Origin of the sequence: Actinomadura litoris (genome assembly GCF_009733595.1) — a bacterium.
Taxonomy (GTDB): domain Bacteria; phylum Actinomycetota; class Actinomycetes; order Streptosporangiales; family Streptosporangiaceae; genus Spirillospora; species Spirillospora litoris.
On record NZ_WOFH01000002.1, the window covers coordinates 753,135 to 779,026 of the forward strand.

Consider the following 25,892-nt stretch of genomic DNA (forward strand, 5'->3'; position numbering starts at 1 on the left):
GATCGCGCCCGGTGATCACGGCCGGTGATCACGGCCCGGTGTTCGGCGGCGGCCCGCACCGGGAAGTGATCGCCTGTGGCCGGGGTTGACCCCGGTGACAGGCGAACGGGTGACAGGCGAACGGCGATGGAGGCGGACGATGGCGGACGACGCGGGGCTGGCGAAGCTGCTGACCGAGCACGACCTCGGGGTGCTGGCCACCCTCAAGCGGGACGGGCGGCCCCAGCTGTCCAACGTCAACTACCACTACGACGCCGGGCGCCGCCTCGTGCGGGTGTCGGTCACCGCCGACCGCGCCAAGGCCCGCAACCTGGCCCGCGACCCGCGCGCCAGCCTGCACGTCAGCTCGGCCGACGGCTGGTCCTACGCGGTCGCCGAGGGCACCGCCGAGCTGACGGCCGTCGCCGCCGACCCCGCCGACGCGGCCGTCGAGGAGCTGGTGTCGGTGTACCGCGACATCCGCGGCGAGCACCCCGACTGGGACGACTACCGCCGCGCGATGGTCGCCGACGGCCGCCTGGTCATCCGCCTGCACGTCGAACGCCTCTACGGCCGCCCGGCCGGCTGAGCCCCGGGCCCGGGGCTGAGGGCTGAGGGCTCAGGGCTCAGGGCAGGAGGGCGGCCAGGACGCGGTTGTCGCCGCGCTGCCACAGCGTGCCGACCTCGGTGAACCCGGCGCCGCGCAGCGCGGCCTCGTGCGCCGAGAAGAACGTCGACTCCGAGCCGTGGTGGCCCACGGTCTCCTCGCGCGCCGCCCGCAGTTCGGCGAGCGCGGGCTCGGCGGCGACCGCGTCCCACCACTGGCCCCACTCCTCGGGGCTCTCGTCCGCCCACCGGCGCGCGGTCTCGCGCTCGCGCAGCGCCGCGTCCAGGGCCGCGAGGCCGGGCGCCCGGTCGCCGACCGTCAGGTTGTCGCCGTTGAGGAACAGCCCGCCGGGGCGCAGCACCCGCGCCAGCTCGCCGTAGGTGACGCGCAGCTCCGCGCTGGTGATCCAGTGCAGCGCGGTCGTGCTGATCGCGGCGTCGGCCTGCCGGTCCAGGCGCAGCCGCGCGGCCCAGCCCGGCTCGCGCAGGTCCAGCTCGGTGAAGACCAGCCCGGAGCGCCCGGCGTGGACGGCGCGGCCGAGCCCCATCAGCAGCGGGTCGGTGTCGATCGCCACGACCGTGGCGCCGGGGATGCGGTCCAGGACGCGGCCCGCGAGCGAGCCGGGGCCGCAGCCGAGGTCCAGGATGAGCGGGTCGGGACGCCCGGTCCCCGCCTCCAGCGCGTCGATCATGACGGTGAAGCGCTCCTCGCGGTCGGGGATGTACCCCTCCTGCTGCGCGTCCCAGCGGGTGATCCACGTGTCGGCGACCTCGCGGGTGAGCATGGGTCGTACCCCCTCGTATGACTGTCGTATAGCCTTTGGACGGTGACACGCTAACCGGAGAGGGCGTAACTGGTCAAGTGAACTTCAACAGTCATACAGACGCGGTGGTGCGGGCCGCCGTGGAGCTGGTGAACGCGTTCACCGAGGGGGAGCGGCGCGGCCGGCCCTACACGCCTCCCGCTCCGGACGAGCTGGCCGAGGCCGCCCGCGCGATCCTGTCGCTCAGCGGCGGCGTGCCCGTCAGCCGCCCGGAGCTGGACGAGCTGGCCGCCGTCGCCCGCGACCTGCGCGCCGTCTTCGAGGCGGTCGCCGCGGGCGACGTCGACGCGGCGGCCGGGCGGGTCAACGCGCTGCTGGACGCCACGCAGGCCAGGCCGCGCCTGGAACGCCACGACGGCGAGCCCTGGCACGTCCACTTCCACGGACGCGGGCGGGGCGTCGCCGACATGTGGGGCGCGCCCTGCGCTACCGGCCTCGCCGTCGTCATCGGCAGCGAACTCCAGGACCGGCTCGGCGTCTGCACCGCGCCGCACTGCGACCGCGTCTACGTCGACACCTCGCGCAACGGCACCCGCCGGTTCTGCTCCACCGCCTGCCAGAACCGCGTCAAGGCCGCCGCGTTCCGCGCCCGCGCGCAGACGCCCTGACCGCGCCCCGAGCGCGGACCCGAAGACGGCTCCGGACAGAAGGAGGTGCAGGCCGAGAGCACCCCGCAGTTCCCTCGGCCTGCACGAACATGGACGGCCCCTACCGTTCGTCGGGGCCGTAGACCTCCCACAGCTCGCCGGCGAAGAACCGGCCGAAGGCGACCAGCTTCCCGGCGCCGCCCGGACCGGCCGTGCGGAACGTCGCCAGCTGCCGCGCGAAGTCGGTCAGCTGGATGTGCAGCACGCCCGCGCCCAGCACCCGCGCGCCGTCCTCGGCGTCCGCGCCGACATGGCCGTCGAGGATCCGCACGTACAGCGTGGAGGTGTCGGGCCAGATCCGCGTCGGCGGGCCGTGCAGCACGTTCTTGGTGCCGGACAGGGTGCGGGGCCGGTCCTCGCCGTCGGTGAAGTACAGCCGGTACCTCATCAGCCGTCGATCCTCCGCGCCGCCGGGCGCGAACAGGTTGAACCAGCCCCGCTGGACAGGACGCCGGCCCCCGTGGCCAGCGGCGTCGATCCATCCCTCGGCCAGCGCGGTGTGCTCGGGCTCGGCCAGGAAGCGGTCGGTGTCCGCGGCCGTGATCGTCAGCCGGAACGCCATCGCCTCGCGGCCGTCCGCGAGTTCCCCCGCCCGCGGCTCGGACACCCCGTAGGTGACGAAGCCCTTCATCTCCTCGGTGAACGACAGCGACGTACGGTCCGATGCCGGCGACCGGTCCGATGCCACGGCGAGCGATCCCCCGACGCCGCCGTGGCTCCCCGGGACCGATCCGTTCCGGGCGGTGTGCGAGGCGGACGCCCCGCCCACGACCGGACCGTACGTCGAGTCGTTCCCCTGACCGCCGTCCCCCGGGCGGTCCCCGGAGCGGCTCCCCAAGCCGCCCCGGCCTCTCCCCTCCGCCGAGCCGTTCCCCCGGGACGGCCCGACCCCCGCGCCGGACGGAACGCCCCCCGAAGGCGCGCTCCCGTGCGCCGCGTCCGAAGACGGCGCGGGGCCGGATGGGACCGTGGAGGACGTGCCCGTACCCCGTCGTCCGGGCACGTCCTCCAGCAGCCGCGTGGCCATGCGGTCGGCCTGCGCGGCGATCGTGAGCGAGGGGTTCGGGCCCACCGGTCCCGGCATCGCCGCCCCGTCGGCGACGTACAGGCCCGGATACCCGAACACCTCGCCGAAGGCGTCGCAGACGCCCTCGTCCTTGTGGGCGCCCATGGGGGCGCCGCCGAGCGGATGCACCGTGATGATCCGCTTGCGGAACCACATCGGGTTGTCGGCGTACTCGGCGCCGAGCACGTCCGCGATGCGCTGCATCGTCTCGCGGATCCGCGCGAAGTGCGCCTCGCTGGTCCGCGTCGTCCAGTCGGCGGTGAGCCGGCCGTCGTCCAGCCGCAGCCGCCCGTCGGCGACGTCGCGGCCCATCCCGAGCAGCGGCAGCGAGCTGACCGTCAGCGCGCCCTCCCCGATCAGGTCCGACAGCTCCTTGGACAGGTTCGTGTCGGGACGGTCCTTGAAGAACTCGGTGAACCGGTCCCACAGGAACTTCACGACGCGCTCGAAGTCGTTGCGGATGTCGAGCCCCTGGATCAGCCAGTCGGCGAACCCCGGGTAGCCGCCGTCCTGGATGTAGGCGCCGCGGCCCGCGCCCGGCACCCCGTCCAGCTCGTCGGCCAGCCGGATCGCGCTGGTGATCACCGGGCCGCGCGCCGCGTCCAGCGCCCGGACGCGGTTGCGGTCCTTCGCCTTCAGCAGGAACGTCAGCAGGTCGCCGTTGCCGCTGAAGCGGGTGCCGAGCGCGCGGCTCAGCCCCGGGAACGCCTTGCGCGACTTCAGCAGCAGGTACGTCGTCCCGTACGTCCCGGCGCCGAGGATCAGCTGGTCGCACGAGATCGTCGCCATCCGCGAGCGGCCCCCGCGCACGGTCAGGTCGGCGTGGTGGACGTAGTCGACCTCGTACCCGCCGCCCCGCCGCGGCCGGATCGCCTTCACCTCGTGCGAGGTGCGCAGGTCGGCGCCGTGGTGCGCGGCCGCCGACAGGTAGGTGTGGTCGAGGCTGTTCTTGGACCCCTCGTTGCAGCCGATGTTGCACTCGCCGCACAGCTTGCACGTCCGCCGCCCCACCCCGTGGACGTTGCGGAACCCCGCGTCGACGATCGGCAGGCTCAGCCCCGGCGCGCCGCCCGGCTCGGCCGCGAAGCTCACCGCGAGCGGCGGCAGCGTGCACTGGAGCCCCAGCTCGGCCGCCGCGTCCTGCATGGCGTGCGCCTTCGGGGTGTCGTCGAAGGGCTGCTGGCCGAGCGGGTAGGGGGTCGCGCCCATCATCCGCTCGACCTCGTCGTAGTGCGGATCGAGGTCGGCGCGGGAGACGGGCCACGACTCATACCCGCCGTCCGGCAGCGACCGCTCGGTGACGAACCAGTGCTCGTCCTTGCGCAGCAGCACGTTGGCGTAGATCAGCGACCCCCCGCCGAGCCCCGCCGACACCACCGAGTCGCAGCCCTTGAACGACCACACGTCGAACATGCCGTACAGGCCCTCGGCCGGATCCCAGAACGCCCGTCCCATCTCGTGCGGCGAGCGCGGGAAGCTGCCGGGCGGGTAGGGCTGGCCGCGCTCCAGCAGCACGACCGACCGTCCGGCCTCGGCCAGCCGGTACGCGGCGACCGAGCCCCCGAATCCGGACCCGACGACCACGGCGTCAACGTGTTCCATACCAGTCACCAGTCAGAGTTCTTTCCGCTCGTGAGCGTCACGGTGCTCATGCGCTGTGCCGCTTGAGGAAGTCGACGATGCGCGGAAAGACGTCGATGTAGGAGTTCTTGCCGATCAGGGGGTCCAGGTGCCCGTAGCCGGGCAGCACCGCCAGCTCGTGGCGTCCGGGCGCGGCCTTCTCCAGGATCTTGTGCAGGTGGATGTTGGAGTCGGTGAAGACCCGGTTGCGGTCGGGCGCGAGCAGCAGCAGGGGCGTCCGCACGTCCGCCGCGTTCGACAGGTAGTTCAGCGGCAGGCGCGCGTACCGCGCGTCGGTCGGCGCGTACTTCACCGACTGGCCGGCCTCGACCATCTTGCGGACGTGCCGGTAGTAGTTCAGCCCGGACGCCGAGCAGATGTCGGCGACCCGCGCGTGCGTCTCGGGCAGCAGGTTGGAGTGCTCGTACATCGCGGGCCTGCCCGCCCCCCACTGGAAGCTCTGCATGTGGCACGCGCTCGTCCGGCACTCGTCGTGGAACAGCGACACCGCCTGCGACAGCATCCACGGACGCGTGAACGCCGGCGCCTGGCCGAACCTCGGGTCGATGAACGGCAGCCCGACCACGTACTCCAGCAGCCAGGTGCCGAGCGACAGCTTCAGCTTGGAGAACGCCGGGACGCGGGGGGTGAGCGAGACGCTGTTGCAGGTCAGGCTCGCGACGTCGTCGATCAGCCCGGCGAACAGGCTCATCGAGAACGACACCGCTCCCAGGCAGTGCGCGATGACGTGCACGCGGCGGTCGCCGACGTGGCGGCGCAGCTCGCGCATCGTCGCGGGGAAGTCGTACAGAGCCACGTCGTCGAGGTTGTAGCGGTGCGTCTCCCCGTCGTAGGGGAAGCGCCCGCTCATTCTGAAGTCGACCGCCCAGACGTCGCCGAAGCCGTTGTCGAGCAGGTGGCTCGCCAGGTTCCGGTGCTCGGGCATGATGAAGACGTCGCTGGCGGAGGTGAGCCCGTGGACGAGCAGGACCACGTCGTCGCTCTCGCTCCGCAGGAAGCGGGTCAGGTTCAGGCCGAGGCCGTCCTCCGTCCCGAACGGATGCACCGATACATCGGCCTCCCGCACTCCTTCGAGTGTGAAACGCGAGATCGTGCGTGTCATGTTCCTCACCTCCGTCGTCCCCGCAATGATGATGCGGTGACCGGCCCATACGCGGCATCGTGGTAAACCCTTACTTCTTCCCCGACCTGGTCAGCGGGGACGGGACGCGTCGGCACCGGGCATACGTAACCTCTGTGACGATCCTCGCGACGCAGATGTTCTGGAACCTGCCCGACTGTCCGGGAATGGACAGGTTGGTGCGTTCCAATCCGGCCGCCCGGCCCACCGCCCGACCCGGGTAAGGCCCGGTCAGCCGCTCTGCGCACCGGGGTCGGCCTCGGTGCGGGTCAGGGCGCTCACGACGCCGACCCGGGAAGTCACCCCGAACTTCGTGAAGATGTGCGACAGGTGCGTTTCGACGGTGCGGATGCTGACGAACAGCCGCTCGGCGATCTGGGAGTTCGAGCACCCCTCGACGACGAGCGTGGCGACCTCGTACTCCCGCTTGGACAGCCCGCCGGGCAGCCCCGAGCGGCGCCCGCCCTTGGAGGGCACCCGCACGCCGATGCGGCGCTGCTCCCGGACGGCCTGCGCGTGCAGCGTGCGCGCCCCGCAGGAGGAGAAGATCCCGGCGGCCAGCCGCAGCTGCTCGCGCGCGGCGGGGCGGTCGCCCGCGTCGGCGTGCGCGGTGCCCGCCCGCAGCCGGGCCCGGCCCGCCTCGATCTGGTGCCCGGCCTCCTCGAACATGGACGCGGCCCGCAGCGCCTCCCGCGCCGCCCGGTCGGCGTCGGTGAGCTGGAGCGCGTGCGCGCGGGCCAGGTGCGCGAGCGCGTTGTGCGCCTCCAGGCCGGGGATGACGAACCCCTCGGTGCGCTCCACCCAGCCCCGCGCGGCGTCGGCGCGGCCCCGGCTCGCCTCCAGGCACGCCATCGCCTCGCACAGCGACAGGTGGGTCCGCTGGTCCAGCGGGCCCGCGAGCGCGACCTCCACGGCGTCGGCGGCCTCGTCGAGGCGGCCGAGGCCGAACAGCGCCATCGCGCGCGCGTAGCGGGCCATGGAGCCCCACCACTCGCCGACGCCCGCGCCGCTCTCGATCGCCTCCTCGGCGTGCGCCAGCGCGGACTCCTCGTCCCCCGACCAGCCCGCGACCAGGCTCTGCTGGGTGAGCGCGAACACCAGCTGCTGCCCCGAGTGGTGCAGCCGCGCCTCCTCGACGGCCTCCTCGGCGGTGGCCGCCGCCTCCTCCAGCCGGCCGAGCATCCCGTAGGCGCGGGCCAGGCCGGCGGTCAGGTTCGTCACGACGTAGAGCTGGCCCGTCCTGCGGGCGACGGCGCTGGCGCGCTGGAACTTGCCCACCGCGCTGAGGAACTGGCCCGTGAACGTCTCGGCCCAGCACAGCCAGGCGATCGCGTCCATCCACTCGGCGAGGTGCTCGTCGGGGGCGCCGTCGACCAGGACGTTCGCGGCGTCCAGGTAGCGCAGCGCGTCCTCCACGCGGCCCGCCGCGAGCGCGGGCATCGGACGCAGCGCCGCGACGGCCAGCTTCAGGTGGGGCTCCCAGTCCTCGGAGTCGTCGGGCATCAGGTCGAGCACCGCCTGCGCGCCGCGGAAGTCGATGCGCATCATCCGCTCGGCGACCAGCCGCATCCGCAGCGGCACGGCGGCGGGGGAGCGGGGGTCGGGCATGCGGCGCAGCTCGTCCAGCAGCAGGGCGCGCGCCTCGTGCGGGCGGCCGAGCTGGCGCTCCATCAGCGCGGCGAGCCGGGCCGCCCGCGCCCGGCGCTCGTAGTCGTCCTCGGGCAGCATCTTCAGCACGCTGCGCGCGGTCTCGCGGCCCTCGGCCAGGTGCCCGCCGACGGTCTGGACCTGCGCCAGCTCCATCATCAGCTCCAGCCGGGACGGCAGGCCCGAGCCGTTCTCGGCGCCGGGCGCCGCCTCGGGCCGCGTCTCGGGCATGAGCCGCAGCGCCGCCTGGAGCCAGTGCGCGGACGTCGCCGGGGCCTGCGTGGCGAACGCGCGCGCGGCCTCCACCAGCGTCGCGATCGCGTGCCGGTCGCCCGCGCGCCCGGAGCGCTCGATGTGCCGGGCGCGGACGGCGGCGGGCGCGCCGATCTCGGTGAGGTAGCCGGCGATCCGGCCGTGCGCGGCGAGCCGCCACCCGGCCGCCGCCGACCGGTAGGCGGCGTGCCGCACGAGCGGGTGCCGGAACCGGAACCGCTCGGCGTGCGGGCGGACGATGTCGCGGGCGACCAGCTCGTCCAGCGCCGCGAGCGCGGCCTCCTCGCTGACCTCGGCCGCGGCGGCGGCCAGCAGCGGGGGGAACTCGTCGGCCGCGACCGCCGCGCTCTGCGCGATCAGCAGCGCGTCCGGCGACAGGCCGCTCAGCTCCAGTTGCAGCGCGGCGCGGACGGCGGGCGGCAGGTCGCCGTCGGGCTGCCCGACCGTCACCGGCTCGCGGGTGCGGACGAGCGCCTCCAGGTAGAAGGGGTTGCCGCCGCTCGCCCGGTACAGCTCGCGGGAGCGCGTCCCGCTGAAGCGGGGGCCGAGCAGCTCGACGACCTCGGCCTCGGTGAGCGGCTCGACCGACAGCCGCCGGCCGCCCACCGCCCGCACCGACGCCTGCACCAGCGCCGCCAGCCGCGCCGACGCCTGCGCCGGACGGTAGGCCAGCGCGATCAGCACCCGGGCGCGCGGCGGGTGCCGGACGAGGTGGTCCAGCAGCTCGATCGTGGCGTCGTCGGCCCAGTGCACGTCGTCCAGGATCAGCACGAGGCCCGAGGGGGCGGCCAGCTCCTCCAGCAGGTGCCGCACCGCCCGGTAGAGCTGGTAGCGCGCCACGGGCGTGGTGTCGGCGCCGCCGGGCGGGCCCGCGGCCACGCCGTCGCTGAGCGCGGTGAACAGCGCGGGGAAGACGGGGGCCAGCAGCCGGATCGTGGCCTGGCTGAGGTCGGGGAAGTGCTCCTCCAGGTGGTCGTCGAGCGCGTCGACGACCGCGCCGAACGGCATCTCCTGCTCGAACTCGGCCGCGCGGCCGGACAGGATGCTGAGCTTGCGCGCGTCCGCCGCCGAGACCAGCTCGGTCAGCAGCCGGGTCTTGCCCGCGCCGGGCTCCCCGACCAGGGCCAGGAACCGGAAGGCCGCCGCCGCCGTGTCGTCGAGGGCCTCCTCGAAGTCGTGGAGGACGGCCCGCCTGCCGACCAGGGGAGCGCCGTTCGCGGTCGCTTCGTTGCGCTGGCCCGTACGACCCTCCATGTCCACACCCCAACAGCGACAGGCGGTCGATACGCCGTTTACCTGAGAATCCGCGGAAAATACCTTATCGAGTCATACGTCAATAAGACGGGACAACACGCCCATGATCACGGCACGGCCCCCGCGGGCCGGGTCCCTGGCGGGACCGAGTTGTCCATAGCTATCAACCGCCGAGGAGGGCCCCGTGTCAACCTCGGGGAGGTAAACCGTTCCGGACTCGTCACCATGCGTGCCCCACCCTCCAGGCCCCCGTCCGGCCCTCCGGGCGCGGGCGTGGCGCGCCGCCGGAAGGCCGCCGCCGACGCCCCCGTCGCGACCGCACGCGCCGAGCATAAACCGCGAACCCCGCCCGGTGCGGGGAGTTAGGTTTTTGGACGGTGTCTACACAGGCCGGCGCGGGATCAGGAGCTCCGGGGCGCGGCTGAGGAGAAGCGCGACCTCCACCCCGCCTGCCGTACCCGGCCGGGTGCCGCGCCGGTCGAGGCGGCAAGGCAGGGAGCACGGCAGGGAGCGCGGCGGGGAGCACGGCGGGAAAAGGAGGGACGGTCGGTGCCCGGACCGCGCGCTTTCGCGCACCGTCCCCACCCGGGCGACCGACCGTCCCTGTGGGCCCGCTCGACCAAGGGAACCCGAAGTGACAACGAGGGACCCCGCCCAAAGGTTCTCATTCTCGGAGGTTCATTTTCGGCGGGTTTCGTCGTAGCGGGCGGACATCGCGGCGAGCGTCCGGGCCATCGCCCGGCGCAGCCCCGCCGGGGCCACGACCTCGGCGTCGGCGCCGAGGCGCAGCAGGTCGGACACGGCCTGCTCGTCGGACTCGACGGGCAGGCGGACGCGCGTCCACCCGTCCGGGCGGGGCTCGGCCGTCTCCAGCGCGGCCCGCGCGGTCGCCGCCTCGGCCAGGTGCGGGAGCCGTTCCAGCCCGGCGGGGGACAGCAGCACGACCGCCTCGCCGCGGTGCCGGCGCGCGTCGAACCCGGCGAGGTAGCCGCGCCAGTGCGCGGCGAGGTCGAAGCCCTCGGCGCGCTCGAACGTCCCGGGCAGCACCTCCAGGTCGAGGATCCGCGACACCCGGTAGGTGCGGAACTCCCCGTCGCGGCGCGCCACCACGTACCACTGCCCGCCCTTCAGGACGAGGCCGTAGGGCTCGGCGAGGCGGGTGACCTCGTGCGGCGCCTCCCAGCGGCGGTAGCGCAGCCGGACGCGGCGCTGGTGCCACACCGCGTCCGCGACCGCCGGCAGGTGCGGGGCGGCCTCGCCGGCCTGGTACCAGGACGGCGCGTCCAGGTGGAACCGGGCCCGCAGCCGCGTGCCGCGGTCGCGCGCCTCCGCCGGCAGCGCCGCCATCAGCTTCAACTCCGCCGCCGCGACCACCGCGCCGAGCCCGAGGTCGTCGGCCGCGGCGGGCAGCCCGGTGAGGAACAGCGCCTCGGCCTCGTCGCCGGTGAGGCCGGTCAGCCGCGTCCGGTAGCCGCCGAGGAGCCGGTAGCCGCCCTCGTGCCCCGCCTCCCCGTAGACCGGCACGCCCGCCGCGCCCAGCGACTCGACGTCCCGGTAGATCGTCCGCTCGGACACCTCCAGCCGCTCGGCCAGCTCCCGCGCCGTCATCCGCTCGCGCGTCTGGAGCAGCAGCAGGATCGACACCAGACGGCTCGCGCGCATGCCCCGAACTCTACTGACACTCCCTGTCAGTGGACCCGCCGTAGCGTCCCGCCATGGACTACGACAACTTCGTCACGCGCTACGTCGCCGTGTGGAACGAGCCCGACCCCGCCGCGCGCCGCGCGATGATCCGCGAGCTGTGGGCCGGGGACTGCGTGCAGTACACCGAGTCGGCCGAGTACCACGGCCTTGAGGAGATGGAGGAGCGGGTCACCTCCGCCTACGACCGGCTCGTCAGGGACGGCGGCCACGTCTTCGTCTCCGCGGGCGACGCCACCGGCCATCACGACGCCCTGCGCTTCACCTGCCACATGCTGCCCGCCGGCGGCGGGGACATCGCCTGGAGGGGCGCCATCTTCCTCACCCTCGGCGCCGACGGGCTGATCATGACCGACCACCAGTTCGGCGACCCGCCGCCGCCCGCCGCCAAGGCCGCCGTCGAGGCGCTCCAGGGTGGCGGGGAGGGCGCCGGGCCGCGCCAAGCGGGCGTTCGGTAGCGGCACGGCGTTCCCGAGCCAGGTATCACCGCTGGTCAGGGGGGTATGGCCGTCGGGGCGATCGGCGGGGGCGAATCGGGGGCGAGATGGGCGAGGTCATCCGGCAAGTGCTGCCGCTCACCTTGGGGGTGCTGGTCAGCCCGATCCCGATCATCGCGATCGTGGCCCTGCTGCTGACGCCGCGCGCGAGGGACGCGGCGCTCGGGTTCCTGGCGGGGTGGACGGCGGGCATCGTCGCGACGACGACGGTGCTGCTGGTGATCGCGAATGTGATCGGCATGAATTCCGACACCGGCGAACCGAAGACATCGGTGTCGGTGATCATATTGTTGCTGGGCGTCCTCGTGCTCACCCTCGCCGTCCGGCAGTGGACGGGGCGGCACGAGGACACCCGTCGCGACCGCCTGGCGGGCGTCACGCCGGTGCGGGCCGTCCAGCAGGGGCTGCTGCTGTCGATCATCAATCCCACGAACCTGCTGATGTTCGTCGCGGCGGCGATCGCGGTGTCGCAGGGGATGCTGAGCGTCGGCGGGCAGGTCGTGGCGGTGGCGGTGTTCTCCCTGGTCGCGGCGTGCGGGGTGGCCGTCCCGGTGGTCGTCTACGTGGTCGACGCCGAGCGGTGGCGGCCCCGGCTGGACGCCCTGGGGGCGTGGCTGGAGCCGAACCGCGCGACGGTCGTGTCGGTGCTGCTGCTGGTCATCGGCGTCGTCCTGATGGCCAAGGGGATCGGCGGCCTGATCGACTGAGCCGCGGCTACCCCAGCAGGGACAGCTCCAGGTGGGCGGAGACGATCCAGTTGGGGACGTCGACGACCTCGGAGATCTTCAGGTCGGCGGCGACGCTCGCCAGCAGGTAGGCGTCGGCGGGGGCCAGGCCGGTGCGGGCGGAGACCTCGGCCACGAGGTGGCGGGTGGCCTCCCTCGCCGCCTCCATCAGGTCGGGGCCGACGCCGGTGGTGACGAGGGCGCGTCCCGCGCGGTGGGTGCGCGGGTCGGCCTCGACGACCGGGGTGGGCGGGGCGGCGCCCGGGCGCACGCCCACCCGCAGCCGGACCGACGCCTCGGTCTCGATCCCGGTGCCGCAGACCTCGCCGTCGCCCATCGCGGCGTGCGCGTCGCCGAGCGAGAGCAGCGCGCCGTCCACCCCGACCGGCAGGATCAGCCGCGCGCCGGGCCCGACGTGCCGGATGTCCATGTTGCCGCCCCAGCGGCGCGGCGGGACGATCGAGTGCGCCCCCGGCTCGGGCGGCGCCACCCCGATCGTGCCGACCATCGGGACGACCGGGACGCGCACCCCCGGCAGCGGCTCGGCGAACCCGTTCGCGATCTTGGAGACGCGCAGGTGCGGGTCGGGGAAGTCGTCGGCCAGCAGCCCGAAGCCGGGGATGCTCGCCGTCCAGCCCCAGTCGCCGACCGCCATCTCCAGCACGTCGATCACCAGGGCGTCCCCGGCGCGGGCGCCCTCGACCAGGAACGGCCCGGTCACCGGGTTGACGCGGGCGAAGTCGAGCGCGGCGACCTCGGCGGTGCCGGCGGACGGGCCGAGCTGCCCGCCGCTCGCGTCGGCGGTCTCGACCGTGAACTCCGCGTCCGGGACCAGGGACGCGACGGGCGGGATCGCGTTGTCCCAGGCGTTGTGCACGCTCGTGCGGCGGATGTGCATCAGTCCTCCAGGTTGAGGTCGGTCCCGCGGCCCGAGAGCCGGTAGAACACCAGCACCAGGACGCCCGCGGCGAGCCAGGCCAGCCCGCCGGTCTTCGCCCGCGTGTCGGCGTTCCACAGCACCGAGCCTATGATCACCAGGCCGAGCGCCGGCGCCGCGACGTGCAGGTGCCAGCGGGTGCTCCGGTGCCGCAGCGTGAAGTGCACGAACACCGCGAGGTGCAGCAGCAGGAACGCGAACAGCGCGCCGAAGTTCACCAGCGAGGACAGCAGGCTGACCTGGCCCGTGAACGACAGCCCGAGCACGAGCGAGATCGCGGCGACGAACAGCAGGGCGCGCTCGGGCGTGCGGCGGGTCGGGTGGACGTGCGCGAGGAAGGCGGGCAGCTTGCGGTCGCGCGCCATGCTGAACAGCAGCCGGGACGTGGCGGCCTGGGCCACCAGCGAGTTCGCCACGCCGGTGGCGAGCGCCGCCGACACCGCCGTCATGTTCTTGAGCCACCCGCCGCCCGCGATCCAGGCGATGTCGTAGAAGGCGGAGTTCGTGGCCTCGTCCCCGGTGAACTCGGTGCGGCCCGGCACCAGCAGCGCCGCGATCCAGGTCTGGACGACGAACAGCCCCGCGACCAGGCACAGCGCCAACAGGGTGGCGCGCCCGACGAGCCGGCGGTCGCCGCCCGCCACCTCCTCCGACAGCGTGGAGATCCCGTCGAAGCCGAGGAAGCTGAGCACCGCGACCGACAGCGCGCCGAAGATCAGCCCGGGGGTCAGCAGGTCGGCGTTGACCAGCGGGTCGAAGGAGAAGCGCGCGCCGTTCTCGCCGCGCGCGACGGCGGCCGCGCCGAACCCGACGAACACCGCGAGCGCCACCAGCTCGGCGAGCAGGAACAGCCGGTTCAGCCGCGCCGTCGTCTCGATGCCCAGGTAGTTGATCACGGTGTTGACCACGACGAACATGACGATCCAGCACCACTGCGGCACCTCGGGCCGCAGCGCGTGCAGCGCGGCCGCGCTCATCACGTACAGCAGGGTCGGGACGAGCAGGTAGTCCAGCAGGATCGCCCAGCCCGCCAGGAACCCGGCCTTGTCGTTGATGCCGCGTCCCGCGTAGGAGTAGACGGACCCGGCGATCGGGAAGGCGCGCGACATCTCCCGGTAGCTGAGCGCGGTGAACGCCATCGCGACCAGCCCGATCAGGTAGGTCAGCGCCACCATGCCCCTGGACTCGTTGAACACGGCCCCGAAGATCGTGAACGGCGCGATCGGGAGCATCATCACCAGGCCGTAGACGACCAGGTCGGGCAGCCGGAGCGAGCGGCGCAGCTCCTGGGCGTAGCCGAAGGACTCCAGCGTCCGCGCGCCGGGGTCGCCCGGCGCGGGTCCCGTGGGGTCCGTGGGTTCGGAAGGGGCGGTCGTCATGGGAGCACACGCCTTTCGGTCGGCCTCGTGGGCCGTTCGGGTCCTGCCGGGCCTCGGGGGTGTCGAGGCCCGCTGGGAGCGGACGGACGCGCCTGGGAGCGGGCGCGGTGGGAGAAAGCGCGGCTGTGAGAATAGGCGCGGGCCGCACGGCCGCACCACCGCGAGCCCGGCCCGGCGGCGCCCGGCCCGGCCGACGTCGCGGGTTCACCGGCCGGTCATCCGCCCGGTGACCGCAGGTTCCGCGTAGCGGGGACGTTGCCGGGGTGAGCACCGTCCCCCGCCTCCGCTCCCGGCCCGGACGCGTGGCCGCCGCCCTCGTGGCGACGGCGTCGGCCGCCGCGTCCGCTCCCATGGCCGGTGCGCCGCCCGCGCCCGTGCCCGTCCGCGTCGCGGCGCTGGCCGTGCCCGCCGGCCCGTGCCGGGGCTCCGCGCCCGCCGACTTCGACGGCGACGGAGCCGCCGACCTGGCCGTGGGCGCGCCGTACGCGGACGTCGGCGGGCAGGTGCGCGCGGGCGCGGTGGCCGTGCGCGCCGCGTCCGGCGTGAGCCTGCTGAGCGAGGGCGGGGCGTCCCGCCTCGGCGAGGGCTTCGGCGCCGCGCTGGCCTCGGGCGACTTCGACCGGGACGGCTGCGCCGACCTGGCCGTCGGCATCCCCGACCGGGTGTTCGGGGCCCGCCGTCCCGGCGCCGAGGGCGCGGGCGCGGTGCGGATCTACCTGGGCTCCCGGTCCGGGCCGCGGCCGGGGCCGCTGCTGACGGCCCGCTCCCTGCGCCGCGCCCACGGCACCGACCGCTTCGGCGCGTCGCTCGCCGCCGCCGACCTGGACGGCGACGGCGACGACGAGTTGGCCGTCGGCGCCCCGGGGCTGCGGGGCGGCGGCGGGGTCGCGGTCTTCGGGCTGCGCGGGCGGGCGCTGCGGCCCGGCCCGCTGATCACGCAGCGGACGCCGTGGGTGGCCCAGTCGGCGGCCGAGACCGACGGGTTCGGCAGCGTGCTCGCGGCGGGCGACTTCGACGGCGACGGCCGCGCGGAGATCGCCGCCGGGGCCCCGGACGACGGCGCGCGCGGCGCGGGGACGGTGACCGTCCTCGACCCGCTGGAACGGTCCGCCGACTACGTGTCCCAGGACGAGCCCGCCGTGGACGGCACGTCCGAGCGCGCCGACGGCTTCGGCTCCGCGCTCGCCGCCGCCGACCTCGACGGCGACGGGCGCGACGACCTGGCCGTCGGCGCGCCCGGCGAGGACCGCGACGGCTCCGCCGACCTCGCCTCGGGCGCCGTCCAGATCCTCGCGGGCCCCGGCCTGGCGCAGGCCGGGGCCACCCGCTACGGGCGCGGCGACCACGACCGCCTCGGCTCGGCGCTCGCCGCCGGGGACCTGGACGGCGACGGGCACGCCGACCTCGCGGCGGGGGCGCCCGGCGCCGGGACGGTCCTCGTCCTGCGCGGGAGGCGGCTCAGGGCGACGACGCTCACCGCGCCGCTCGCGCCCTACAGCCGGTTCGGCGGCGCGCTGACCGTCCGCGGCGGGACGCTGGTGGTCGGCGCGCCGGGCGCCGACGGCTTCGGCGGCGCGGTGTTCGAGGTGACCGGGACCCCCGCGCGACCGGCGCGGATCCCGCTGGCCGCCCGGGGGCTGACCGGATACAGCCTCGGCTGATCCTCAGGCCCGTTCGTCGCGTCGGGCCCGTTCGCCGCGTCAGTCCCGGTCGACCCGGAGCTTGGCGCGGTAGGCGTCCTTCGGCAGCGGTTTCGTCGACTGCCGCTCCGGTGCCAGCCCGATCAGCGACACCTTGTACCCGGAGACGGCCACCGTCTTCGCGGACGTCCCGTTGACGTACAGGTCGCGGGCGGCGGGGGCGGCCTCCCCGAAGGTGATCGTCAGGTGCACGGTCGCGCTGCCCGCCCACACGCAGTCGACCGTGGCGGGGCAGCGGCTGTCGTCGCTGACCCCGTCGAACCGCACGGTCAGGGCGCCGCCGTCCAGCCGCCCGGTCTGGCCCGGCGCGAGCGTGAACGGCGCGCCCGGCTTGATCGTCGGATCGTCGGTGCCCGCGGACGCGCCCGACGCGCACGCGATCAGCGCCGCCGCGCACGGGAGGAGCAGTAGGAGCGGTAGCCGCCGGAGTTTCATGTCGGCCATGATTCCTCCTCAGGCAGGGAGCCGGCACGACTTCGACGCGTGTCGCCCGTTCCCGGTTCCCTCCCGGTCCGCTCAGCGGGACGAACCCGACAGCGACCGCGCGCCGTCCGGGACGGTGAACGCCGCCGCCACCGACGACGCCGCGCCCCGGCGGGTGACGTGGGGGAGCGTGTGGAACTCGGCGCGCAGCCCGCCCGCGCCCGCGCGGCCGAGCAGGAAGCCCCGGCGCTGGTCGATGAGCGCGATGTGCGGGTTCTCCGCGCGGACGGCCGCGTTCTCGGCCGGGTCGTGGTAACCGTCGCCGTCGCTGGAGACCGACGTGGCGACCAGCTCCACGCCGACGCGCGCCGAGGAGGGGTCGTCGAAGTCGGCCAGCAGGTCGCAGGCGTGCGCCACGTGCACGTCGCCGGTGAGCACCACGGGGTTGGCCGCCCGCGAGCGGGTGAGGGCCCGGGTGAGCCGGTCGCGCTCGGCGGCGTAGCCGTCCCAGCCGTCCAGCGCCATCTCGCGGCCGGGGCCGAGGCGCAGGTCGCGCTGGGCGAGGAACACCTGCTGCGCCAGGATGTTCCAGCGGGCGCGCGACCCGCGCAGGCCCGCCTCCAGCCAGCGGAGCTGCGCCGGGCCGAGCAGGGCGCGGCGCGTGTCGAGGCGGTCGTCGCAGCCGGCGCGCAGCCCGTCCCCGCAGGGCTGGTCGGAGCGGAACTGCCGGGTGTCGAGCAGGTGCAGCGCCGCCGTCCCGCCCCACTCCAGGCGGCGCGTCAGCGTGATCCGGCCGTCGCGGCGGAACGCCGAGGGGCGCAGCGGCATGTGCTCGTAGTACGCGCGGATCGCGGCCCGCTTGCGCGCCGGGAACCCGGGGACCTTCGTGCCCGGAACGCTCCCCGCCCAGTTGTTCTCGACCTCGTGGTCGTCCCAGATCACCGCCCAGGGCGCGGCGGCGTGCGCGGCCCGCAGGTCGGCGTCGGTGCGGTACTGGGCGTGCCGCCGCCGGTAGTCCGCGAGCGTCAGGCACTTGCCGGGGGTGTGCCGCCGGACGACCGGCACGGCCTCGTCGTCGCCCGCCGCGTCCTCGTAGAGGTAGTCGCCCAGGTGGACGACCAGGTCGGGGTGCCGCTCGGCCAGCCGCCGGTAGGCGGTGAAGTAGCCGCGCTCGTAGTCGGCGCACGAGACGGCGCCGAACGTCAGCGGGGCCATCGCGCCCGGCGCCGGGGCCGTCCGCGTCCGCCCGGCGGGGGAGAGGTGCCCGTCCGCGCGGAACCGGTAGAAGTACTCCGCGCCGGGCCGCAGGCCGTCCACCTCGACGTGCACGCTGTGGGCGGCCGACGGCCGCGCCGTCGCCCGGCCCGCGCGGGCGACCCGCCGGAACCGCTCGTCCTCGGCGACCTGCCATTCCACGGTGACGTCGCGGTCCGGCACGCCGCCGCGGCCGTCCTCGGCCAGCGGGTGCGGGGCGAGGCGCGTCCACAGGACGACGCCGCCGGGCGCGGGGTCGCCGGACGCGACGCCCAGCGCGAACGGCTCCGGCGTCCGCCCGGTCGCCCGCCCGGTGAAAGGGGTGAGGGTCGTGCCTGCCAGGAACGTCCTGCGTGTCACGTCCACGCCGTCCAGTGCAGATCACCGGATCGAGGTCCGGCCGACGATCAGGGCAACGCGGAGTGAAGCTCCCGTAGCGGCCCGGAGCCGACATGGTGACCTGCCGGAATGACGGAAAGTAGCCAAGCGTAACGTTCTGTGCATGGGGGAGTGCCGCAAAGGCTGGACGGGGCCGGACGGGCTGCGGGTGGTCGCGGTGCGGCTGAAGGGCGCGCACCGCGTGTGGGCCGACCTGGCCGGGGTGCCGGGCGAGACGGCCTTCCTGGTCACCCGGCACGGCGCGCTCGTCGGCTACTACCCGACCGTGGAGGACCTGGCCGAGGCCGTCGACCTGGCCGAGCTGCGCATGGACTGAGCGCCCGGGACCGGGCGCCCGGACTCAGGGGCGGATCCGGTAGAGCGCCTCGGCCACGTCGTGCACGTCGGCGCCCAGGTCGAACGCGCTGAACAGGTGGAGGTCGTCGGTCGTCTCGATCTCCAGCAGCCGGGTGTGCAGCAGCAGGCGGCGCCGCTCGTCCACCCGGATGGCGGTCACCCGGCTCCACGGGACGTGGCGGCGGGACGCGTAGCCGGTGAGGACCGTGAGGCCGCCCGGATCGGCCGCCACCCGGACGGGCGCGATCAGGTCGCGCAGCGCGAGCGCGGCCAGCCCCGCCGCCGCGACGCCCGCCAGCAGCAGGCGCTCGGCGTCCCCGGCGTTCGCGACGGCCAGCGCCGCCGCCACGGCCGCCGCCGCGCATTTGGCCACGATCTGCTTGGTCGGCACCCGCCAGCGCGCCGCGACCCCCGTGTCACCCTCCATGACGTCACCGTAGCGGCAAGTGCCTTCTATCCCTATCGAGGCTGGTCTGCCCGCACTTGTCGCAGACGGTTCCGATAACGTCGGCTCCATGCGACTGGGTGTGCTGGACGTGGGCTCGAACACCGTGCATCTGCTGGTGGTGGACGCCCACCAGGGTGCGCGGCCTCTCCCCGCGTACTCCCACAAGGCGGATCTGCGGCTCGCCGCGCACCTGGAGGACGGCGACCGGCTCTCGGAGGAGGGCGAGACCCGGCTGCGGGCGTTCGTCGACGAGGCGCTCCAGATCGCCGAGGACAAGGGCGTGGAGGACCTGGTGGCGTTCGCGACGTCCGCCGTCCGGGACGCCTCCAACGGCGAGGAGGTCCTCGCGCGGCTCCGCACGCAGACGCGGGTGGACATCAGCGCGCTGTCGGGCGAGGAGGAGGCGCGGCTGACGTTCCTCGCCGTCCGGCGCTGGTCGGGCTGGTCCTCGGGGCGGCTGCTGGTCGTCGACATCGGCGGCGGCTCGCTGGAGATCGCGGTCGGCATCGACGAGGAGCCCGACGCGGCGTTCTCGCTGCCGCTCGGCGCGGGGCGGCTCACCCGCGACTGGTTCACCGCCGACCCCCCGTCCCCGGACGAGGTGCGCGGGCTGCGGCGGCACGTCCGGGCCGAGATCGCCCGCCATGTCGGCGAGGTCGCCCGCTACGGGCCGCCCGACCACGCGGTCGCCACGTCCAAGACCTTCAAGCAGCTCGCCCGGATCGGCGGGGCGGCGCCGTCCGGCGATGGACCGTACCAGCGGCGGGTGCTGCGCGACGCCGAGCTGACCGAGTGGGCCGACCGGCTCGCGCGGATGCCCGCCGCCGAGCGGGCCGGGCTGCCGGGGGTGTCCGAGCGGCGCGCCCCGCAGCTCCCGGCGGGCGCGATCGTCGCGGACGCGGCGATGGACCTGCTGGGGCTCGCCGAGCTGGAGGTCTGCCCGTGGGCGCTGCGCGAGGGCGTGATCCTGCGCCGGCTCGACATGATCACCGGGTAAGGCGCTGCCGGCCGCGCTGGCCGGATCCGGACGCGGGCCGATGACCTGGAGCGCGTGCCGGAATGTCCGTTTCGGTGATCCAAGAATGAACGCGATATGTCTTGACGCTCGGAGTGCGGCGACGTAGGAAGTAGCGCGGCGGCACACACCCCGAGGAGTTGGTCATCCATGGCGGACACCCACCGGCTGTCGTCCCTGCCCTGCGGCCGGGTCGGCAAGTTCGTCGTGGTGGCGATCTGGGTCCTGCTGATCCTCCCGGTCGGCGGCATGCTGGCCGGGAAGCTGACCGACGCGCAGACGAACGAGGCGTCCTCCTGGCTGCCCAAGAACGCCGAGTCGACGCGCGTCGTCGACGCCTCCGAGAAGTTCGTCCCCGCCGACACCTTCCCCGCCGTGGTCGTCTACCACCGCGACGGCGCCCCCGTGACGGCGGCCGACCGGGCCAAGGCGGCGGCGGACGTGGCGCGCCTCACCACCGTCACCGGCGACCCGAAGGGCTCCAAACCGCCCCACCGGATCACCGAGAGCGTGCAGGGCCCGACGGTCGCCAGGGACGGCAAGGCCATCCAGACGATCATCAACGTCAAGGTCGGCAACGACGGCTGGAACCTGCTCGGCCCCGCCGTGGACGACTACCGCGACATCGTCCAGAACGGCGGCTCCGGGCTGAAGGCGCACGTCACCGGGCCCGCCGGGTACGGCGGCGACTTCAGCAACGTCTTCTCCGGCTTCGACAAGACGCTGCTGTTCATCACCGCCGCCATCGTCATCGCGATCCTGCTGGTCACCTACCGCAGCCCGGTCCTGTGGCTGGCGCCGCTGCTGTGCGTCGGCGTCGCGCTGATGGCCGCCGACGCCGTGGTGTACCTGCTGGCCGAGCACGCCGGGCTGACCGTGAACGGGCAGGCCGCGTTCATCCTCACCGTCCTGGTGTTCGGCGCCGGGACCGACTACGCGCTGCTGCTGATCGCCCGCTACCGGGAGGAGCTGCGGCGGCACCGCGACCGGCACGAGGCGATGGCGATCGCGCTGCACCGCGCCGGGCCCGCGATCGTCGCGAGCGGCTCCACCGTCGCGATCAGCATGCTGTGCCTGCTGATGGCCACGCTCAGCTCGACCAAGAGCATGGGCCCGGTCATGGCCGTCGGCGTCGTCGTCGCGCTCGCCGCGATGGTCACGCTGCTGCCCGCGCTGCTGCTCGTCTGCGGCCGGTGGGTGTTCTGGCCGAGGCGGCCGAAGTACGGCACCCCCGAGCCGACCGAGCGCGGCGCGTGGGCGCGGGTCGGGGCGTTCGTCGCCGTCCGCCCGCGCGTCACCTGGCTGACCACGGCGGTGGTGCTCGGCGCGTTCGCGTTCGGGCTGTTCGGGCTGAAGACCGGCTCGCTGCCCAGCAAGGACTCCTTCAGCTCCGGCAGGCCCGACTCGGTCGTCGGCGAGGAGGCCCTGGTCCAGCACTTCCCGGCGGGCAGCGGGTCGCCGGTCCAGGTCATCGCCAAGGCCGGGACGCAGGACGCCGTCAGGAGCGCGCTCGCCCGGGTGCCGAACATCACCGACGTGCGGCTCGCCGGGAACAACCCGGGCCGACCCGTCGACGGACTCGTCTACCTGGAGGGGACGCTCACCGCCGCGCCCGACGGGCAGAGCGGGTTCACCGCGATCAAGCACGCCCGCGCCGCCGTCCACGCCGTCCCCGGCGCGGACGCCGAGGTCGGCGGCGGCTCGGCGGTCACCCTCGACATCAGCGACGCCTCCCACCACGACCAGAACGTCGTGATCCCGGTCGTGCTCGTCGTCGTGTTCCTGATCCTCACCGTGCTGCTGCGCTCGGTGGTCGCGCCGCTGCTGCTGGTCGCGACCGTCGTGCTGTCGTTCGCCGCGGCGCTCGGGGTGAGCGCGCTGGTCTTCAACCATGTGTTCGGGTTCGCCTCGGCCGACCCGTCCTTCGCGCTCTGGACGTTCGTGTTCCTCGTGGCGCTCGGCACGGACTACAACATCTTCCTGATGACGCGCGTCCACGAGGAGGCCAAACAGCACGGGACGCGGCGCGGCGCCCTCATCGGCCTCGCCGCGACCGGCGGGGTCATCACCTCGGCGGGCGCCGTCCTCGCCGGGACGTTCGCCGCGCTCGGCTCGCTGCCGCTGGTGTTCGTCACCGAACTCGGCTTCACGGTCGCGTTCGGGGTGCTGCTGGACACCTTCGTGGTCCGGTCGGTGCTGGTCACCGCGCTGAACCTGGACGTCGGACGGCACATGTGGTGGCCCAGCGCCCTCGCCCGGCCGCACGCCGAGCCGCCCGTGCCGAGGGAGGCCGCGACGGCCGGGCACAGCGAACCCTGACCGCCCGGCGGCTCAGGACCAGCTCGGGTGGCCGAGCGTGCTGCCCGCCGGGGTGATCGTCCGGTCGCCCGTGCCGTCCACGCGGGCGGCGCGGACCTCCGGGCGCTCCACCGCCCCCCGGACGTAGCAGATCCAGCGCCCGTCGCGGGACCATCCCGGGTCCATCTCGCGCGCGTCCGTCCGCGCCAGCGGGTGCCCGCCGCTCCCGTCGGCCTTCATCACCCAGATGTCGGCCTGCCCGGACGCGCCGCGCGTGTAGGCGATCATGGAGCCGTCCGGCGACCACGCCGGGTCGACCGCGCGGACGCCGTCCCGGGTGAGCCGCGTCCACGGCCTCTCGGGACGGTCCGGATCGAGGGTGTAGAGCTGCTCGGCGCCGTCGCGCTTGCTCCAGAACACGAGCCGCCCGGTCCTGGACCACATCGGATCGTCCTTGACGGACGCGTCGCCGGTGAGCCGGGTGACCGCGTGGCCCTCGACCGTGACCGTGTAGAGCTGGCCGGTGCCCGGGCCCGCGACGTAGGCGAGCCTCGTGCCGTCGGGTGACCAGGTCACGCGCCCGCCCGCCATGTCGGTGACCTTCCGGGGGTCGCTTCCGTCCGCGTTCATCACCCACGCCGCCGACTCGCCCCCGGCCGTCCGCGTGAACGCGATGCGCCCGCCGTCGGGCGACCGGACCGGCAGCCTGTCGCACGCCGGTCCGCCGACCAGCGTCTTCGGCGCCGCGTCCCCGGCCTTGTAGGTGCCGATGTCGGCGTGGCAGGTCTTCGGCCACCCGGGCGCGGTGTCGATCCGGACGAGCATCGGCCCGGTCGGGAAGCCGGTGGCGGCGGCGCGGGGGGCCTGGGGGCCGGGCTTCTCCTTCTCATCCCCTCCCAGGAGCAGGTAGGCGCCGGCCGCGATGCCCACCACGCCCACGAGCGCGAGCGCTCCGCCGAGGACGAACCGCCCGCGCCGCGCCTTCGGCGCCGCGGACACCGGCACCGGGGGAAGCGGCACCGGGCGGGGCTCGGCGAGCGTCGGCTCAGGGGACGGCGGCACCGTGACCGGCTCCGGCGGGCGCGGCGGCGGAAGCGGGACGGGCGGCGGCGCCCAGGACGCGCCGAGCGTGGTGGACACGGCGGCCTCGTCACCGCCGCCGACCAGCGCGAGCAGCAGGTCGCGGGCGGACGGGCGCCGCTCCGGCTCCTTGGCCAGGCACGCGCGGACCAGCCCGGCGAGCGGCGCGGGCAGGGCGCCGAGCTCCGGTTCGGCGTGCACGGCGCGGGCCGCCATGATCTGGAACGAGCCCTGCCCGAACGGGTTGCGGCCGCTGGCGGCGTAGGCGACGAGGCAGCCCCAGGCGAAGACGTCCACGGCCGGGCTGACCTGCTGGGTGAGGATCTGCTCGGGCGCGATGAAGCCGGGCGTCCCGATGACCTGGCCGGTGCGGGTGTGCGCGCTCGGCTCCTCCAGCGCGCGGGCGATGCCGAAGTCGATCACCCGGGGGCCGGTGATGGACAGCAGCACGTTGCCGGGCTTGAGGTCGCGGTGCACCAGCCCCGCGCTGTGGATCGCGACGAGCGCGGCGGCCACCCCGACCGCGACGCCGTGCAGCATGCCGGGCGACAGCGCGCCGTTCTCCCGCACATGCTGGAGCAGCGTGGGCCCGTCGATGTACTCGGTGGCCATGTAGGCGAGGCCGCCGTCCTCGCCGTGGTCGAGGACCTGCGCGGTGCAGAAGGAGGCGACCCGCTGGGCGTTGGCGGCCTCGTCGTGGAAGCGCGCGAGGAACATCGGGTCGCTCGCCAGCTCGGGCTGGACGACCTTCACCGCCACCGGCCGCCCGTCCGGGCCGCGGCCGAGGTACACCGCGCCCATCCCGCCCGCGCCGATCCTGGCCTCGATCCGGTACGGCCCGACCCGGGCCGGGTCGTCCGCGCGCAGTTCTCCCGGGGCGGTCCCGCCCGCCGGATGAGATCTCGGGCTCTCCATCGGCGATCCTTTCGCCCCCCGCAGAGCCGCGTCCTGGCGGCCGCCACGCGACGGCACGCGGCCCCCTCCGGCCCCAACGATGGCAGAGGACGAGGCGTCCCGGCCAGACCCCGGGCCCGTGCCGGTGGGTTCCGGTAAAGGTCAACGGTTGCTCAAGTCCGGCCCGGCGCACGGCAAAACTCCGTCACCCGCCCCGAAGACGGAGATCCGTGCCGCACAGCGGGGCATACTCTGCGAACCAGGCGGATCAACTCAAGATCGAACCCATGCGGCTCGGTGGGGAGAACCCGTGATCGACCCATGGACCCGGGCGAGGGCCGCGGCGGTGGCCGTGCTGCTCTGCGTGCCGCTGGTCGAGGGCTGCTCGGGCGACGCCGACCGGCCCAGCCGCGCCGCCACCGACGACACCACCGTCCGCGCCGTCGACCCCGGCGCCGTCCCCGGCGTCACCGCCGTGACGCGCGTCGAGCAGGGCGCGGCGCGCCGCGTCTACGCCGCCTACCCCCGCGTCCCGGACGCCGAGCCGCTGACCGACCGGCTCGCCGCCGTGGTGGAGGAGCAGATCCGCCCCTTCACCGCCCACACCGCCGACGCCGAGCCGCTGCCGGGCGGCGGGCTGCCGGAGCTGAACGTGCAGTGGTCGCTGACCGCCGCGTCCCGGCAGATCGTGGGCGTGCGGCTGGTGACCTGGCAGTTCCTCGGCACCTCCGGCGGCGAGTCGCGGCGCACGCTCTGGTACGACGGCGTGACCCGCACCGCGCACCCCTCCGCCGACCTGATCGCCGGACGCGTCGGGCTGACCGCGCTCGCCCGGCACGTCCGCGACCGGCTGGGCTCGCGGGCCAACCCGGCGCAGGTGCGGCCGGAGCCGCAGACGTTCCCCTCGCTCGGCTTCAACGACGAGGGCGACCTCGTGGTGGAGTTCAGCGACTACACGGTCGCGCCCGGGTCGGCGGGGCGGGTCGCCGTCGCGCTCGGCCGCGAGGTGACCGAGCCGCTGCTGTCGGCGTTCGGGCGGCGGGCGCGGGACGCGGCGCTCGCGCCCCCGGTCGGCCGCCCGCCGCCCACCCGCGAGCTGGCGGCGGCGCGCCCGCCGCCCGCCCGGGTCGACTGCGCGAGCGCCAAGTGCGTCGCGCTCACCTTCGACGACGGCCCCGGCCCCCGCACGCGGGACGTGCTGGCCGCCCTGGAGGCGCGCCGCGCCCGCGCGACCTTCTTCGTGGTCGGCGACAACGCCGCCGCCGACCCCGGGCTGGTCCGCGCCGCCGCCGAGGCGGGCCACGAGTTCGGCAACCAGACCCAGAGCCACCGCGACCTGACCCGGCTGCCGACCATGCAGATCAACTCCGACGTGCAGCGGACGCAGGACGTCCTGCGCCGCGCGATCGGCCGCTGCGTCACGCTGATGCGGCCCCCCTACGGCGCCACCAGCAGCACGGTCGCGGGCGTCGCGAAGTCGCTCGGCCTGGTGCAGGTGCTGTGGAGCCTCGATCCGGGCGACCTGCGCGAGCGCGGCGCCGGGAGGATCGCCGACCGGGTCGTCGAGCGGGCCCGGCCGGGCGCGGTCGTGGTGCTGCACGAGAACCACCGGCCGACGGCGGAGGCCGTCCCCGCCATCCTGAAGCGGCTCGCCGCGAAGGGCTACACGTTCGTGACCGTCTCGGAGCTGATGGCGGGCCACACGGTGCAGCCCGGCGGCCAGTTCTCCGGCATGTGACCCGGCCTACC

The 25,892-nt window shown here is 74.8% G+C and carries 20 protein-coding genes; 9 read left to right on the forward strand and 11 right to left on the reverse strand.

Features of this window, described 5'->3' with window-relative positions; genetic code table 11:
- Nucleotides 1-139 precede the first annotated feature (139 nt).
- Nucleotides 140-568: a PPOX class F420-dependent oxidoreductase gene (locus GNZ18_RS07795; protein ID WP_156215487.1), complete on the forward strand. Its 429-nt coding sequence runs from the start codon at nt 140-142 to the stop codon at nt 566-568.
- 37 nt (nt 569-605) lie between these two features.
- Here GNZ18_RS07795 and GNZ18_RS07800 read toward each other — a convergent pair whose 3' ends face one another.
- A complete protein-coding gene (locus GNZ18_RS07800) occupies nt 606-1,370 on the reverse strand; it encodes a class I SAM-dependent methyltransferase (protein ID WP_156215488.1) in 765 nt (254 codons plus the stop codon).
- Between the two features lie 107 nt (nt 1,371-1,477).
- Between GNZ18_RS07800 and GNZ18_RS07805 the strand changes: the two genes are divergently transcribed.
- Complete coding sequence (locus GNZ18_RS07805; protein ID WP_308166171.1) at nt 1,478-2,017, forward strand: CGNR zinc finger domain-containing protein; 540 nt, start codon at nt 1,478-1,480, stop codon at nt 2,015-2,017.
- Between the two features lie 100 nt (nt 2,018-2,117).
- Here the strand turns inward: GNZ18_RS07805 and GNZ18_RS07810 are convergent, their stop codons facing one another.
- From GNZ18_RS07810 to GNZ18_RS07825, 4 genes are all read right to left on the reverse strand, one after another.
- Nucleotides 2,118-4,724 carry a GMC oxidoreductase gene (locus GNZ18_RS07810; protein WP_156215490.1) on the reverse strand — a complete coding sequence of 869 codons (2,607 nt, stop codon included), beginning with the start codon at nt 4,722-4,724 and terminating at the stop codon, nt 2,118-2,120.
- A gap of 46 nt (nt 4,725-4,770) precedes the next feature.
- On the reverse strand, nt 4,771-5,865 hold the full coding sequence (locus GNZ18_RS07815; RefSeq protein ID WP_156215491.1) for an alpha/beta hydrolase: 1,095 nt from the start codon (nt 5,863-5,865) through the stop codon (nt 4,771-4,773).
- Nucleotides 5,866-6,114: 249 nt separating this feature from the next.
- Entirely contained in the window at nt 6,115-9,057 is a 2,943-nt protein-coding gene (locus GNZ18_RS07820) for a helix-turn-helix transcriptional regulator (protein WP_156215492.1), read from the reverse strand.
- Nucleotides 9,058-9,735: 678 nt separating this feature from the next.
- Complete coding sequence (locus tag GNZ18_RS07825; RefSeq protein ID WP_156215493.1) at nt 9,736-10,719, reverse strand: helix-turn-helix transcriptional regulator; 984 nt, start codon at nt 10,717-10,719, stop codon at nt 9,736-9,738.
- Between the two features lie 53 nt (nt 10,720-10,772).
- On the opposite strand from GNZ18_RS07825, the gene GNZ18_RS07830 reads away from it, so the two are divergent.
- Together GNZ18_RS07830 and GNZ18_RS07835 are read left to right on the forward strand one after the other, a co-directional pair.
- Nucleotides 10,773-11,216 (forward strand): nuclear transport factor 2 family protein, encoded by a 444-nt coding sequence (locus tag GNZ18_RS07830; protein WP_156215494.1) that lies wholly within the window; start codon nt 10,773-10,775, stop codon nt 11,214-11,216.
- A gap of 86 nt (nt 11,217-11,302) precedes the next feature.
- On the forward strand, nt 11,303-11,962 hold the full coding sequence (locus tag GNZ18_RS07835; protein ID WP_156215495.1) for a GAP family protein: 660 nt from the start codon (nt 11,303-11,305) through the stop codon (nt 11,960-11,962).
- Nucleotides 11,963-11,969: 7 nt separating this feature from the next.
- Here GNZ18_RS07835 and GNZ18_RS07840 read toward each other — a convergent pair whose 3' ends face one another.
- Together GNZ18_RS07840 and GNZ18_RS07845 are read right to left on the reverse strand one after the other, a co-directional pair.
- Nucleotides 11,970-12,878 (reverse strand): acetamidase/formamidase family protein, encoded by a 909-nt coding sequence (locus GNZ18_RS07840; protein WP_156215496.1) that lies wholly within the window; start codon nt 12,876-12,878, stop codon nt 11,970-11,972.
- Nucleotides 12,878-14,296 (reverse strand): APC family permease, encoded by a 1,419-nt coding sequence (locus tag GNZ18_RS07845; protein WP_156215497.1) that lies wholly within the window; start codon nt 14,294-14,296, stop codon nt 12,878-12,880. The genes GNZ18_RS07840 and GNZ18_RS07845 overlap by 1 nt, the downstream gene beginning before the upstream one ends.
- A 263-nt stretch (nt 14,297-14,559) precedes the next feature.
- On the opposite strand from GNZ18_RS07845, the gene GNZ18_RS07850 reads away from it, so the two are divergent.
- Entirely contained in the window at nt 14,560-15,957 is a 1,398-nt protein-coding gene (locus tag GNZ18_RS07850; protein WP_156215498.1) for an FG-GAP repeat protein, read from the forward strand.
- 39 nt (nt 15,958-15,996) lie between these two features.
- On the opposite strand, the gene GNZ18_RS07855 is transcribed toward GNZ18_RS07850, so the two are convergent.
- Together GNZ18_RS07855 and GNZ18_RS07860 are read right to left on the reverse strand one after the other, a co-directional pair.
- Nucleotides 15,997-16,440 (reverse strand): hypothetical protein, encoded by a 444-nt coding sequence (locus tag GNZ18_RS07855; RefSeq protein ID WP_156215499.1) that lies wholly within the window; start codon nt 16,438-16,440, stop codon nt 15,997-15,999.
- 72 nt (nt 16,441-16,512) lie between these two features.
- Entirely contained in the window at nt 16,513-18,039 is a 1,527-nt protein-coding gene (locus GNZ18_RS07860) for an alkaline phosphatase D family protein (protein ID WP_312874367.1), read from the reverse strand.
- A gap of 136 nt (nt 18,040-18,175) precedes the next feature.
- Here GNZ18_RS07860 and GNZ18_RS07865 point away from each other — a divergent pair, with 136 nt between their 5' ends.
- Nucleotides 18,176-18,388, forward strand: a complete 213-nt coding sequence (locus tag GNZ18_RS07865; protein WP_156215501.1) for a hypothetical protein — start codon at nt 18,176-18,178, stop codon at nt 18,386-18,388.
- Between the two features lie 24 nt (nt 18,389-18,412).
- On the opposite strand, the gene GNZ18_RS07870 is transcribed toward GNZ18_RS07865, so the two are convergent.
- Nucleotides 18,413-18,835 carry a PH domain-containing protein gene (locus tag GNZ18_RS07870; protein ID WP_156215502.1) on the reverse strand — a complete coding sequence of 141 codons (423 nt, stop codon included), beginning with the start codon at nt 18,833-18,835 and terminating at the stop codon, nt 18,413-18,415.
- A gap of 88 nt (nt 18,836-18,923) precedes the next feature.
- Between GNZ18_RS07870 and GNZ18_RS07875 the strand changes: the two genes are divergently transcribed.
- Both GNZ18_RS07875 and GNZ18_RS07880 read left to right on the forward strand, forming a co-directional pair.
- Nucleotides 18,924-19,853 (forward strand): Ppx/GppA family phosphatase, encoded by a 930-nt coding sequence (locus GNZ18_RS07875; protein WP_156215503.1) that lies wholly within the window; start codon nt 18,924-18,926, stop codon nt 19,851-19,853.
- A 168-nt stretch (nt 19,854-20,021) separates the two neighbouring features.
- A complete protein-coding gene (locus GNZ18_RS07880) occupies nt 20,022-22,190 on the forward strand; it encodes an MMPL family transporter (protein WP_173390677.1) in 2,169 nt (722 codons plus the stop codon).
- Between the two features lie 12 nt (nt 22,191-22,202).
- Here the strand turns inward: GNZ18_RS07880 and GNZ18_RS07885 are convergent, their stop codons facing one another.
- Nucleotides 22,203-24,164 (reverse strand): protein kinase domain-containing protein, encoded by a 1,962-nt coding sequence (locus GNZ18_RS07885; RefSeq protein WP_156215504.1) that lies wholly within the window; start codon nt 24,162-24,164, stop codon nt 22,203-22,205.
- A 289-nt stretch (nt 24,165-24,453) separates the two neighbouring features.
- On the opposite strand from GNZ18_RS07885, the gene GNZ18_RS07890 reads away from it, so the two are divergent.
- Nucleotides 24,454-25,881: a polysaccharide deacetylase family protein gene (locus tag GNZ18_RS07890; RefSeq protein WP_173390678.1), complete on the forward strand. Its 1,428-nt coding sequence runs from the start codon at nt 24,454-24,456 to the stop codon at nt 25,879-25,881.
- The last annotated feature ends 11 nt before the right edge of the window (nt 25,882-25,892 follow it).